The organism is Geotalea toluenoxydans JCM 15764, assembly GCF_001311985.1.
Taxonomy (GTDB): domain Bacteria; phylum Desulfobacterota; class Desulfuromonadia; order Geobacterales; family Geobacteraceae; genus Geotalea; species Geotalea toluenoxydans.
The window spans coordinates 16,823-29,224 of record NZ_BBCJ01000022.1 but is presented as its reverse complement, the minus strand read 5'-3'; the positions used below and the strand labels follow the sequence as shown (position 1 = coordinate 29,224).

Sequence of the window (12,402 nt, the reverse complement as noted above, 5' to 3'; positions counted from 1 at the left end):
AACATATGTCGGGTAGCATTTTGATAGTAGACGACGAAAAGGGACAGCGAGATATTCTTACCGCCATCCTGCAAAAGCAGGGATATGCAACTGCAGCGGTGCCAGGTGCAAGGGAAGCGCTGGCAAAGCTTGCCGACAAGGAATTCGACCTTATTCTTACCGACCTGAAGATGCAAGGGATGTCGGGCATGGAACTCATGGAAACTCTGCTTACAGATAACAATCGACAGTGCGTGGTCATGATGACCGCCCACGGCACCATCGACTCTGCCGTGGAAGCGATGAAGAAGGGAGCATTCGATTACCTGGAAAAGCCGCTGGAACGCGAGGACCTGCTTCTGACCGTCAAGCGGGCCTTCGAACATATCGGTCTTCTCCACGAAAACGCCGTGCTTCACAGAAAGCTGAAGGAAACCATGGCCATCTCCAACATGATCGGGGAGCATCCGAAAATAAAGGAAGTGGCCCGCATCATCGGCAAAATCGCTCCCACCAGTTCCACCGTCCTTATCTATGGCGAATCAGGAACCGGTAAGGAGCTGGTGGCCAAGGCCGTTCACGATGGCAGCCCACGCCGGGATAAACCATTTTTTGCCATCAACTGCGCCGCCATTCCCGACACCCTCATTGAAAGCGAACTTTTCGGCCATGAAAAAGGCTCCTTTACCGGCGCTGCCAGCCGTGAAATCGGTCTGTTGGAGGCTTCCCAAGGGGGCACCATATTTCTCGACGAAATCGGCGAGATGAATGTGGCCATGCAGGCAAAGCTCCTGCGCGCCATCCAGGAAAAGGAGATCCGGCGGGTGGGAGGAAAAGTCAATATTCCCATCGATGTCCGTATCATTTCGGCCACCAACCGGGATCTGGAAGTGGAGATCAAGAAGGGGACCTTCCGGGAAGACCTGTTCTACCGTCTGAACGTCATTCGGGTGACACTGCCGCCGCTCCGGGAGCGGGGTAACGATATCGCCACCCTGGCAGATTTCTTCCTCGAGAAGTACAGCGCCGCTTCCGGCATTGCCTTGAATGGCATATCGAAGCCGGCCCTGAAGATACTCATGAATTACAGCTGGCCGGGAAACGTCAGGCAGCTTGAATCGGTTATCGAGAGGGGGGTGCTCATGGCGGAATCGGACCAGATCCTGCCGGAGGACCTGCCTGCCGAAGTCCACGAAGAGATGGCCAATATTACCAAACTTCCCTTTGAATTTCCGCCACAGGGGATTTCCATCGAGGAACTGGAGCGAGATCTGATCATCAAGGCCATGGAACGGGCCGACGGCATCATCAGCAAGGCGGCGCCGCTTCTGGGAATGAGCTATAAGACACTCCAGTACCGCCTGGAGAAGTTTGGCATCGAAAGATCCTGACAGGTTGTTGAAAAAGGGCTTTGAAGGAGTAACCACCATGAATTTCAGCAAAATCCTTCACCGTTTTACTGTTACCCCCTCGTTACCAAAGGAACTGGCCGGACTCCAGCGCATCGCCTATAACCTGTGGTGGTGCTGGGAACCCGATGCCATCGAGCTTTTCACCCGACTCGATCCTGAACTGTGGCGGGAAACCCGTCACAATCCGGTGGAGATGTTGGGCATCCTACAGCAGACGACCCTGGAAGTGCTGAAGCCGACGAAGGCTTCATTTCCCATCTGGCCATGGTGGAGGACAAACTCAAGGAATACCTGGCGGCGAAAACCTGGTACAGCAAGCTGCACCGGGAGGATGACGGTTTCAGGGTCGCCTATTTTTCCATGGAATTCGGCCTCCACGAATCCCTTCCCATCTATTCGGGAGGACTGGGCATTCTCGCCGGCGACCACCTCAAGTCCGCCAGCGATCTGGGGCTTCCCCTGGTGGGGGTCGGGCTCCTCTACCGCCAGGGCTACTTCCGCCAGTACCTGAACATCGAGGGATGGCAGCAGGAATACTACCCGGAAAACGATTTCTACAACCTGCCCCTGCACCTTGAACGCAAGGCCGACGGCACACCGCTCCTGCTTGAGCTGGACCTGGCGGGCAACCGGGTAAAGATCCAGATCTGGAGGGCTCAGGTGGGGCGCATCCCCCTTTACCTCCTTGATACCAACCTGGAGGAAAATTCCCCGGATGACCGGAACATCACCACCCGTCTCTACGGCGGCGACCAGGAAATGCGCATCAGGCAGGAGATTCTGCTCTCCATCGGCGGCGTCAGGGCACTGCACCTTCTGGGGATAGAACCACATGTCTGCCACATGAATGAAGGCCATGCCGCCTTTCTCTCCCTGGAGCGGACCCGCCTGCTCATGGAGGAACGCCGCCTCAAATTCAGCGAGGCCAGTGAAGCGGTAAAGGCCGGCACTGTCTTCACCACCCACACCCCGGTGGAAGCCGGAATCGACCACTTTCCCGCCGACCTGATCGATAAATACCTGGGACGCTACTACCGTGGCCTGGGCCTGTCCAGGGAAGAGTTTCTCTCCCTCGGACGCAAAACGCCCGCAATCCCCACGAAATGTTCTGTATGGCAGTTCTGGCCCTGAAACTCACCGGTCACGCCAACGGCGTCAGCCAACTCCATGGCGAAGTCTCGCGGAAAATGTGGAAAAACGTCTGGCCGGATCTCCCCGAAGAACATCTGCCGCTTACCTCCATCACCAACGGCGTCCATAACAAAACATGGCTTTCCCGGGAGATGGCCCGGCTGCTGATCCGTTATCTGGGCACCCGCTGGTTGGAAGACCCCACCGACGCCTCGGTCTGGCGCCGTGTTTCGCGCATACCCGACGGCGAGCTCTGGCGTACCCATAAACATGGTCGGGAGCATCTGGTGGATTACGCCCGCAAAAGACTCAAGGAACAGCTCTGCCAGGTGGGCGCCACCGCCAAGGAAATCGCCGTCGCCGACGAGGTCCTCGACCCGGACATCCTCACTATCGGTTTTGCCCGCCGCTTCGCCACCTATAAGAGGGGAACTCTGCTCCTCCACGACGTGGAGAGACTGGCCCGCATCGTCAATGAACAGGCGAAGCCGGTACAGATCGTCTTTGCCGGCAAGGCGCACCCGGCCGATCACCAGGGGAAGGAACTCATCCGGCAGATCGTTCAGCTTTCCCATCAGGAGCGCTTCCGCCACCGCATCGTCTTTCTGGAGGATTATGACATGTCGGTGGCCCGCCACCTGGTACAGGGGGTGGATGTCTGGCTGAATACCCCGTTGCGTCCCCTGGAGGCAAGCGGCACCAGCGGCATGAAGGTTGCCTTCAACGGCGGCCTCAACATGAGCGTTCTCGATGGCTGGTGGTGTGAAGGATACCGGGGCAACAACGGCTGGGCCATCGGCAAGGGAGAGGTCTACGACGACCTTGAATACCAGAACGAGGTGGAAAGCAGGGCCATCTACGATCTGCTGGAGAAAGAGATCGTGCCTCTCTTTTACGATCGGGGCAGCGACGGCATTCCCCGTGGCTGGATCGCCTGCATGAAGCATCGCTGCAGTCGCTCTGCCCGGCCTTCAGCACCGATCGGATGGTGCAGCAGTACTCGGAAACCTTCTACTTTACCGCCTTCGAGCAGTGGCAGAAATTGAATGAACAGGACTCGGCCCTGGCCAAGGACCTGGCAAGGTGGAAGGAAAAGATGCACCGTCTCTGGCACCATGTGCGCATCGAACAGGTGGAGGCGGAGATGAGCCAGGATATCCTGGCCGGGAGCAACATTCCGCTGCGGGCGAAGATTTTCGTCGACGAGATTCCCCTGGATCAGCTGGCGGTCGATGCCTATTTCGGCGTCCTCGATTCCCGCGGCTCCATCATCGGCGGCGAGCTGGTACCCCTTGCCCCCTCGGAGCCCGACGGTGCAGGCGCCCACTACTTCAGCGGCCAACTGGATTGCCGGTTCTGCGGCCGGCACGGCTTCATGCTCCGGGTCATGCCGAAACACCCAGTGTTGGGGCCGATTTACGAGCCAAGCCTGCTCGTGTGGGGATAACCCTGCCCCCGGAAACAATGAGAAGCATGCCGGTCTCCTGTTCCGCCGTCTCCCGCTTCCACGTCAGTCATTGCCCCCTCAGGGCCTTGAATTGCCTATGTTCTTGACATTGCAGGTATTTAACGGTAATGTGCCGGGCTTAATGGGCTTTTTCTCGTCGACAACACCCTGGGAATCACCATGAAACAGCAATCCGAAGCGGGTACTCAATGCAACAATTTGTTCATGTCGGCATCGTCAAACTGATTCTAAACGGAGTGTCACACCTGGCCCCCAAAACCATGGGCAAGCGCGCCGCTTATCGAGCAGATCAATCGGGGAGATATCCAGATAATTCCTGCAGAAAAAAAGGTCGCCCTCCTGGACGACCTGCTTTCCGAATGCGGTGCGGAGCCGATTCTCAATATCGGCGACAACAGCGGCTCGTCCTGCGATTTCCCTTTATTTTATTTTCTGCTGAACTCCGATTCCCCCCAGACCCTGGTTAATAAACTGGAGCATTATTACAGCTACATCCACTCGGCAAAGAGAATCAGGCTGGATGCGACGGAAACAGACAGTGTGACGGTCAGCCATGTCACTGCGCTGCCACAGCCCATCTCTGCCGCGGAGGATTTTTTTGCTTGCGGCGTACTGAAAACACTGTTGGGATTGATAGGGTGCCGGAATCTTTCCTATGCCTGGCATAGGGTGGGAAACCCGGAAATTTTCAGCTACCTGGATGGTAAGGCCCTCAAGGGAGCCATCTCGGCACCGGCAAGTCAATGGAAATTCCGGTGGGAATCTTTTTCCCCTCCCGAAAGGATCTCCGGGCTTGACGACTTCCTCCTGCAGAAATCGAAGATCGTCCAGAGGGAATGCCTCGGCGACAGTGTCGAAGCAATTATCAAGCAAGACTTAATCACAAGTGGACGCTGAAAAACGTTGCCCAGTCCCTGAACATGTCCGAGAGAAGCCTGCAGCGGAAATTACGCGACGAGGGCAGATCCTTCAGAAAGCTGCTCAACGATGCCCGCATCAAGATGGCGGAGAACTATCTCCTCAACAGTCGGCTTTCCCTGACGGAAATCGGCTACCTGACCGGCTTTTCCGATTATTCCCATTTCTCGAAGGAATTCAAGCGATACAGCGGCACCAACCCTTCCAAGTATCGCAAGGGAACGGACATGGGTTTGCCTGTAGGAGCGTAGCCCTGCGGCAGGTGGAGCCCATCAGGTGGTAATGATCTGCCATGACCTCTTCCGGGCATACGCGTCAAGCTTCATGTCACCGATGACCGCACAGGGGTTGCCCACCGTTTCCAGCATTTTCAGGTCGGATATATGATCCGAATAGGCGTAGCTCGCTGAAAGGTCTATGCCGTTTTGGCGCGCGAACTGCCGTATGGCCTGCGCCTTCCCCTCGCCGACCATGGGCGTTTCATTCCTGATTTTCCCCGTAAAGACATTGCCTATTACCTCAACCTCCGTGGCCAGAATCCTGTCGACCTGCAGCGTCTTTCCCAAGGGTTCGATCAGGGGGAGATGGGACCCGGTCACCAGGACCACCCGGTGTCCCTGTCGCTGGTGCACACCGATCACCGCATGGATCTGGCTGTATATCTTCTCCAGAATGCCGCACGTCCCATACCATTCGTCGATCAGGCTACCGTAAAGGCCGACGTCGACCCCACTCAGGGAAGCATAGTACCGTCTGTTCACCGTCATCCGGTCGTCTTTTTTCATGGCACACATGAGGAGGGTAAGATAGGTGCCGGTTGCACGCACCATATCGGCCAATCCGGCAACTGCCCTTTTCAGGGGGGGCTCACCGTTGTACCGGTTCCGGTGGAAATACCAGTAATAGCCGCTCATGGTATTGTAGTCGATGATTGTCTTGTCCACGTCGAAGAACGCTCCGATGTGGTTGCCGCTTCCTTTCGTCATAAATGGATGCTTTCTCCTGGTCGCATTATTTTCACCTTATCTCCCAGGTCATACCGGGTAATCTGCTTTCTCAGCTCGGACAACGGGTAGTCCGGCTTTTCCAGAACCGTGCGAAAGGTTCCGTAATGGATGGGGATCATGATGCGGGCGCGCAGATCCATAAATGCCCGGAGCGCCTTTTCCGGGTTCAAATGGGTCTTGCCGAAGAGGAAATCCGGCGTTGCCAGTCCAACCGGCAGCAGAGCCGCGTCAATATCCCAAGCGGCGCCGATTTCACGAAACTGGGGGCCATAGCCCGTATCCCCCGCGAAAAAAATCGTCTTGCCGTGCAGTTCGATGAGGTAATTGTTTGCCGGCCTGCTCCTGCCCAAAAGCAGCCGCTTTGAAACATGCACTGCGGGCAGGGCCGTCACCTTTACCTGCCAGTCCTGGTATGCCTGACCGTGCGCCAGCTCGTGCTGAGCCCCTTTATTCAGCCCCTGGAAAAGGTGCCGGGTTCCTTTCGGGATCACCAGCCGGTATCCCCCGGGCAGCGCCCGCAAGGTCGGTCTGGACAGGTGATCGAAATGGTCATGGCTGATCAATACCATCGCCAACCGGGGAAGATCGGCGATGTTGATTCCCGGCGCCTCCCGTCTCGGGACGAAAGGACCGAACGCCGCATCATAATTGGGATCGGTGGCAATGGCCACCCCACGGCTCTGCAGCAAGACCGTGGAGTGGCCAATGAACGTGATGGAGAGACGATCCGGGGTCATGCCTGCCGGTGCTGCAAATATTGCCGCACGGATTGGGCGATCCCTTCACGATAGCCTATTTTCGCTACGAATCCCAGCTCTCTGGCGGCGCGGGAAGTATCGTAAATGTGGTTCTTGGCAAGATAATCGACCGTATAGCGGGTGAGTAGCGGAGGCTTGCCGCTGACCAGGGCGAAGGCCTCCATTCCTGCTGCAGCGAGCCGGGCAACCCCTGGGGGAATTGCACGGGGCGCCCCTGCCGATGGCCGAAGATACCTGCTCCATAATCTCCCCCATGGTGGGAACTTCCTTGGCGCCGATATTGTAGATAGCACCGGGAGTCCCTTTTGTCGCTGCCAGCATCATGCCCTCCACACAATCATCCACATGGGTGATGTGCTTCATGTTGCTCCCCGAACCGATCTGCTTCAATTTGTTCTGCAGCAACCCCTCCACCAGGGAAGGGATCAGACGCCCTCCGGCGCAGTATACCGACGTCAGGCGCACAATCTTGGCATTCATGCCGCTCTGCCGCCCAAACTCGGCCACGGCCGACTCCGCTGCCAGCTTGGATTTCTCGTACCCCGCAGGGACCTGCCCGGAGGGTCCGTCTCCTTTCTCGGAACGGCATCGTCGCACGCGCCGTGGAGCAGGGTGGTGCTGGCGTGGACCACATTCGGCACGTCAGCTTCGGAACAGGCCTTCAGCAGGTTCATGGTGGCTTCAACGTTGTTGCTGTAATATTCCTGCCATTTTATGCCCCAAAAGCCGGTGAGGGCCGCGCAATTGTACACCAGGTCGATGCCCCTGAGGCACCTTCGGTAGCTTCCCATATCCAGAAGATCGCCGCATGCCACGGTGACCTTGTTCCTGTCCAGTGGAGACCGGGAAGGATCCCGCACCAGGCAGACGACCTCGTGCTGCTGTTCCGACAATGTATCCACAAGACGCTTACCAACTAAACCGGTCGCGCCGGTCACAAAGATCTTCATGCGCCCCCCTATGGCCGAATTCCCAAGATGTCGAAGTTGTTGACTTCACGATAGACGGGGCTCATGCTCCCATCCAGACGATCGAAGACCTTGAAACGGTTGCCTGCCATGATACCCCTGGTGCTATGACAGTCATAGCATTTGAGCGCTTCGCCCGACGGCCTGACACCATGTGTCAGGGTAAGGAACGAGCCGCTGGGATAATTGGCATTGTAGGCCTGCATATTCTGGCCGGTGGGCAGCGTTGTCACGACAAAGCGGTCGCTCCGGTAGTTACCGTTGAAGACGGAAAGAACGGGGGCATCAGTTGCCGCGCCGAATAATTTTCCGAGGAAATTGAGGGAATTGTAGGTCTTCGTCATGGCCGAGTCGATGGCCGGTGTCATGGAGCCCATACGCAGCAGGTCCAGATCCAGGTTCAGGAGCAGCGGCGCACTCATCATCTCCTGCTGAAGTTTCCAGCTCAGGCTCGAATCGGCAGTACGATTGGCGAGGGTTCCCATTCCCGCGACCGCCGTAGCCCCGGGGGCATCACCGGGCACCATGGAACCGGTCTTTACCATTCCCAATTGCAGGGTAGCGTCATCGAGAATATCCGCCATGCGCAGACCGCTCGTATCAACGGGAAGACCAGACGAAAGCGGCTTGAACGGCCATATCCTGCTGCCGTCCACCCCTTTGCTGCCGATAGGCTGGGCGAGGTAACTTGCTTTCCCGTTGAACCACAGGTACCGTGGCCGAATTTTGTAGGTCTCCCAAACTTCCCGTTCACTCATCCCCGCTGTCGTATAGGGCTTACTGTTCTCGGCGGAGAAGATTCCCCCCCGGGCAAATTCCGTCTGGGTCCCATCCAGCTCCCAGCGGGAATAGGTGGCCCCGGAGGTCCAGGGAATGTGACACGTCTGGCAGGCCACCCTGCTCACATGCCCATTGAGGGTTTCCTTATCATGGGGCTTTGCCGAATGGCATTTCTCGCATTTCAGCTCGTTTTCTGCCGACCCTACCGGGTAATCCGAAGCGAATATCTCGGCAATGTTGTTGCCCCGCACCATTTTATGCTTGCCCACATTGTGACACCTGGTGCAGGCGTTGCCGGAAAAGGCAGCAGAGGCAATGTGCACGTCGTTCCATGTGGCGAAGGGGGTTCCCCGTTCATTGGGGGATGCTGCCTCGCTGTGGCAGCGCAAGCAGGCGGCAGTGTTCGTCCTGCCGATGCTCGATACCGCACTCCAGGTCCGATCCTGGTGCCAGTACTTAGCCTTCGTACCGTCGGCATTGATCTCCTCCACCAGCTTGTCTCTCCCGCTGTAGGTGGTCGCGTGGCAAATCAGACAGTCGATCCCGTTCCGGACCTTTTCCATGTTCGCCGTGGGCAACCCGGTGAGCAGATCGATTTCTCCCATGGTACCGGGAAGGTATTTCCCCACATGGCACCGGCCACAGCCCCGCTCGCTATCGAAATAGTAATTGACCACCGTATTGCCGCCGGTCAGGCCGCTGCTCCTATCGTAATGGCCGTGCATCCCACCGCCGGGGAAGTCGATCATCTTGTTTTCCGAACGGAAGGTATAGTGGACCGTGGACATCACCTCGCTGATCTTATCGTTATGACACTTGCCGCACAGGGCGGTGGTGAGCAGGTCGGCCGAACCATCGATTTTCCCATCCTTGGCATCGACGGCAACAAAATCGCCGTAGAGGCTGCCATGGTCGAAGGCATGGGACAGGGAACACGACCAGAGGATACCGAAGCAAGCAATCAGTGCTTTCAGTCTCATTGTCCCCCTCCTGTGCATGCCGCCGCCGTCCGTCTCATCCGCGCGAAGAGTTTTTTCGGAATGCAGGTGCAATTGAACTCGATGGTCCCTTTGCTTTCGTTATGCTGGAAGATGGTGACGACGGAGCCGAATGCTTTCCGCACCCTGTGCGGGCCGTCTGGTGCGATTATGGCCATCTGGATGACCACCGGTTCCTGACATTCGAGAAAATTGGTAAAACTGCAGTTGACCACATCCAGAATGAAGATCGTGTCGAAATCCACGTCGTAGAATTTATGCACCGTCGCCGTACCCATCTGCCGTGCGGCCTCGATGACGAGAAGTCCCGGTACATGGTCCAGATAGTGTTCGAAAAAGAAGGGCAGCTGGTCGTCATAGGTCAGAAAACACTGGTAGATATGGGGCCCAGGTCTTCCCGCCGACAGATATCGCTGATTACCACGTTTTCGTCCTTTGCCTTGTGTACGAACCGCCTGTCGATTTTTCTTATGAAGTCGTCAACAAATTCCTTCTGCAATTCCGCTTTGTTCACCGCCATGCCATACCTCCAAATAAACCTTCTGCCTACCGTCGGGTGATATTAAATTAAGATTATTATAAATTCTTGTATTTAACCGCCATTCTTTTGGTGGAAACCGCCTTGTGTCCCGTGTGATTAATTTTCTGCAAGAATTTCGAAGGATCTTGGATTCGTGCGTTTTTTTATTTACATCCTAAATTTTTACTATAAATAAAAATGTCGACACTTTTTTCTTGAAATTAAAATTTTCACGATATAATCTCTTTAAAAGCTTTCTTCGCTACGAAAGGTGTCGACACTTGCCTTCTCTCCCCAACGATACGACCCAAGGGGCTGCCCCCTTGACCGACCGGGTCTTTGAACTGCTGCAGGATGCCATCATCAAGGGTGATATTCCTGCCGGCAGCAAGATTTCAGAACCCGAACTGGCCAGGAACTACGGCATCAGCCGCGGCACTCTGCGGGAGGCGTTGAGCCGCCTGGAGGAACGGCATCTCATCCTTCGCTCACCCAACCATGGGGCGCGTGTCATATCCCTCTCCTACGAGGAACTGATTGAAACCTACCAGGTCCGTGAGGCACTGGGGGGGCTAGGCTGCGCCCTGGCCGCCCAGAACATGACCGACGAAGAGATCGCCGGGCTGAGGAACCTGCTCCGCGAACATGAAAAGAGCATTGCCGAGGATGAGGGGCTTTCCTATTACCAGCAGGAGGGGGAGCTTGATTTCCATTACCGGATATTGCAGGGAAGCCGCAACAAGAAGCTGCTAGCCATCCTGGATGGGGGGCTCTATCAGCTGATCCGCATGTACCGGTACCAGTTCAGCGCTGCCAGCCCTCGCCCTTATCTGGCCTTAAAAGAGCATCATCGTATCGTTGATGCCCTGGAGGAACGGGATGGGGAACTTGCAGACCTGCTCATGCGCCGCCACATACGGACCGCACGCCTCAGCGTCGAAGAACGGCATCGCAATGCCACAGAGCAGGTGGGAAGGAACGGCTGATATGCTGGATCCTGCCAGCGCCACAGATACATGGAAAGGAGGAGTCGATTGCTGTTTCACCGCTGCACACGCACCATTGCATTCATCTTAAAAGGAGAGTGACACCATGGCTTTAAAAGAAACACTCAGACAGAAGATCGAGGCATTCCGCCCGCGCACGACAAAGCTGGTCAAGGAATATGGCAAGGTCAAGATCGACGAGGTCACCATCGAACAGTGCATCGGCGGCGCCCGTGACATCCGCTCGCTGGTAACCGACATTTCCTACCTGGACCCCCAGGAGGGGATCCGTTTTCGCGGCAAGACCATTCCGGAAACGTTCGCCTGCCTCCCCAAAGCGGCCGGTTCCGACTATCCGACCGTGGAGGCGTTCTGGTACTTCCTGTTGACGGGGGACATCCCCACGCAGGCGGATATGGAAGAGGTTTTGACCGAGTGGAAACGCCGCCAGAATGTCCCATCATACGTTTTCGACACCATTCGCACCCTGCCCAGGGACAGCCATCCCATGGCGATGCTTTCCATCGGCATCACCGCCATGCAGCGGGATTCCAAGTTCGCATCCCTTTACAACGCGGGTAAATTCAGCAAACTGACCGCCTGGGAAACGGTCTACGAGGATGCCTGCGACATTGTCGCCCGGATCCCGGTTATTGCGGCATTCATATACAATCTGAAGTACCGGGAAGACCGGCAGATCGCCATTGACCCCAACCTGGACATGGGGGCCAACTTCGCCCACATGATCGGCCAGGGCAAGGCATATCAGGATGTGGCCCGCATGTACTTCATCCTCCACTCCGACCACGAGTCGGGCAATGTCTCAGCCCACACCACCCACCTGGTCCATTCGGCCCTCTCCGACCCGTATTACGCCTATGCGGCCGGGCTGAACGGCCTTGCCGGACCACTCCACGGCCGCGCCAACCAGGAGGTGCTGGACTGGACCATCAAATTCCAGGAGAAGTACTGCAAGGACCAGGAACCAACCAAAGAGCTCATTACCAAGGCGTTGTGGGACACCCTCAATTCCGGCCAGGTGATTCCCGGCTACGGGCATGCAGTTCTGCGCAAGACCGACCCCCGCTATACCTCCCAGCGCGAATTCTGCCAAAAGCATCTGCCAAACGACCCTCTCTTCAAGCTCGTTTCCATGATCTTCGAAGTGGCGCCCGGGGTGCTCACCGAACATGGCAAGACCAAGAACCCCTGGCCCAACGTGGACGCCCAATCGGGGGTCATTCAGTGGCATTACGGCGTAAAGGAGTGGGACTTTTACACGGTGCTGTTCGGCGTCGGCCGGGCACTGGGATGCATGGCAAATATCACCTGGGACCGGGGGCTGGGCTACGCCATCGAACGACCGAAATCGGTCACCACGGCCATGCTCGAAGAATGGGCCGTCAAGGGTGGGCGGTAACCGCCAGGATTGCCGGCACAAGACGATTTTTTTCAGCACTTTTATGTAAACATTAAA

At 56.6% G+C, this 12,402-nt stretch carries 12 protein-coding genes and 1 pseudogene; 6 read left to right on the top strand and 7 right to left on the bottom strand.

The window, feature by feature from the left end:
* Positions 1-5 precede the first annotated feature (5 nt).
* The 4 genes and pseudogenes from JCM15764_RS14395 (at position 6) to JCM15764_RS14380 (ending at position 5,159) form a co-directional block, all read left to right on the top strand.
* Positions 6-1,370, top strand: coding sequence for a sigma-54-dependent transcriptional regulator (locus JCM15764_RS14395; RefSeq protein WP_054696956.1), 1,365 nt, complete (start codon positions 6-8; stop codon positions 1,368-1,370).
* 37 nt (positions 1,371-1,407) lie between these two features.
* Positions 1,408-3,969 (top strand): annotated as a pseudogene (locus JCM15764_RS28580) (glycosyltransferase family 1 protein).
* 561 nt (positions 3,970-4,530) lie between these two features.
* Complete coding sequence (locus JCM15764_RS14385) at positions 4,531-4,887, top strand: hypothetical protein (protein WP_054696954.1); 357 nt, start codon at positions 4,531-4,533, stop codon at positions 4,885-4,887.
* Positions 4,827-5,159: a helix-turn-helix transcriptional regulator gene (locus JCM15764_RS14380; protein WP_279384469.1), complete on the top strand. Its 333-nt coding sequence runs from the start codon at positions 4,827-4,829 to the stop codon at positions 5,157-5,159. The genes JCM15764_RS14385 and JCM15764_RS14380 overlap by 61 nt, the downstream gene beginning before the upstream one ends.
* A gap of 21 nt (positions 5,160-5,180) precedes the next feature.
* On the opposite strand, the gene JCM15764_RS14375 is transcribed toward JCM15764_RS14380, so the two are convergent.
* The 7 genes from JCM15764_RS14375 to JCM15764_RS23945 are packed head-to-tail and all read right to left on the bottom strand — an operon-like array spanning position 5,181 to position 9,939.
* Entirely contained in the window at positions 5,181-5,894 is a 714-nt protein-coding gene (locus JCM15764_RS14375; protein WP_054696946.1) for an HAD family hydrolase, read from the bottom strand.
* A complete protein-coding gene (locus JCM15764_RS14370) occupies positions 5,891-6,652 on the bottom strand; it encodes an MBL fold metallo-hydrolase (protein WP_054696944.1) in 762 nt (253 codons plus the stop codon). Before JCM15764_RS14370 ends, JCM15764_RS14375 begins: the two co-directional genes overlap by 4 nt.
* Positions 6,653-6,697: 45 nt before the next feature.
* Positions 6,698-7,180, bottom strand: a complete 483-nt coding sequence (locus JCM15764_RS28575) for an NAD-dependent epimerase/dehydratase family protein (RefSeq protein WP_369412340.1) — start codon at positions 7,178-7,180, stop codon at positions 6,698-6,700.
* Positions 7,150-7,623: an NAD-dependent epimerase/dehydratase family protein gene (locus JCM15764_RS14360; protein ID WP_054696940.1), complete on the bottom strand. Its 474-nt coding sequence runs from the start codon at positions 7,621-7,623 to the stop codon at positions 7,150-7,152. The genes JCM15764_RS28575 and JCM15764_RS14360 overlap by 31 nt, the downstream gene beginning before the upstream one ends.
* 8 nt (positions 7,624-7,631) lie before the next feature.
* Positions 7,632-9,401: a hypothetical protein gene (locus JCM15764_RS14355; protein WP_054696938.1), complete on the bottom strand. Its 1,770-nt coding sequence runs from the start codon at positions 9,399-9,401 to the stop codon at positions 7,632-7,634.
* Positions 9,398-9,766 carry an AfsA-related hotdog domain-containing protein gene (locus JCM15764_RS14350; RefSeq protein ID WP_243689053.1) on the bottom strand — a complete coding sequence of 123 codons (369 nt, stop codon included), beginning with the start codon at positions 9,764-9,766 and terminating at the stop codon, positions 9,398-9,400. Before JCM15764_RS14350 ends, JCM15764_RS14355 begins: the two co-directional genes overlap by 4 nt.
* Before the next feature lie 14 nt (positions 9,767-9,780).
* Positions 9,781-9,939: an AfsA-related hotdog domain-containing protein gene (locus JCM15764_RS23945; protein ID WP_243689045.1), complete on the bottom strand. Its 159-nt coding sequence runs from the start codon at positions 9,937-9,939 to the stop codon at positions 9,781-9,783.
* Between the two features lie 281 nt (positions 9,940-10,220).
* Here JCM15764_RS23945 and JCM15764_RS14345 point away from each other — a divergent pair, with 281 nt between their 5' ends.
* Both JCM15764_RS14345 and JCM15764_RS14340 read left to right on the top strand, forming a co-directional pair.
* On the top strand, positions 10,221-10,925 hold the full coding sequence (locus JCM15764_RS14345; protein ID WP_054696923.1) for a GntR family transcriptional regulator: 705 nt from the start codon (positions 10,221-10,223) through the stop codon (positions 10,923-10,925).
* Positions 10,926-11,031: 106 nt separating this feature from the next.
* Complete coding sequence (locus JCM15764_RS14340; RefSeq protein ID WP_054696920.1) at positions 11,032-12,345, top strand: citrate (Si)-synthase; 1,314 nt, start codon at positions 11,032-11,034, stop codon at positions 12,343-12,345.
* Positions 12,346-12,402: the final 57 nt, after the last annotated feature.

Bases quoted from the DNA above. Each gene is read 5' to 3' on its own strand.
- JCM15764_RS14370 (WP_054696944.1), bottom strand. From the start codon at position 6,652: ATGACCCCGGATCGTCTCTCCATCACGTTCATTGGCCACTCCACGGTC.
- JCM15764_RS14340 (WP_054696920.1), top strand. From the start codon at position 11,032: ATGGCTTTAAAAGAAACACTCAGACAGAAGATCGAGGCATTCCGCCCG.
- JCM15764_RS14380 (WP_279384469.1), top strand. From the start codon at position 4,827: ATGCCTCGGCGACAGTGTCGAAGCAATTATCAAGCAAGACTTAATCAC.
- JCM15764_RS14395 (WP_054696956.1), top strand. From the start codon at position 6: ATGTCGGGTAGCATTTTGATAGTAGACGACGAAAAGGGACAGCGAGAT.
- JCM15764_RS14355 (WP_054696938.1), bottom strand. From the start codon at position 9,401: ATGAGACTGAAAGCACTGATTGCTTGCTTCGGTATCCTCTGGTCGTGT.
- JCM15764_RS14360 (WP_054696940.1), bottom strand. From the start codon at position 7,623: ATGAAGATCTTTGTGACCGGCGCGACCGGTTTAGTTGGTAAGCGTCTT.
- JCM15764_RS14375 (WP_054696946.1), bottom strand. From the start codon at position 5,894: ATGACGAAAGGAAGCGGCAACCACATCGGAGCGTTCTTCGACGTGGAC.
- JCM15764_RS23945 (WP_243689045.1), bottom strand. From the start codon at position 9,939: ATGGCGGTGAACAAAGCGGAATTGCAGAAGGAATTTGTTGACGACTTC.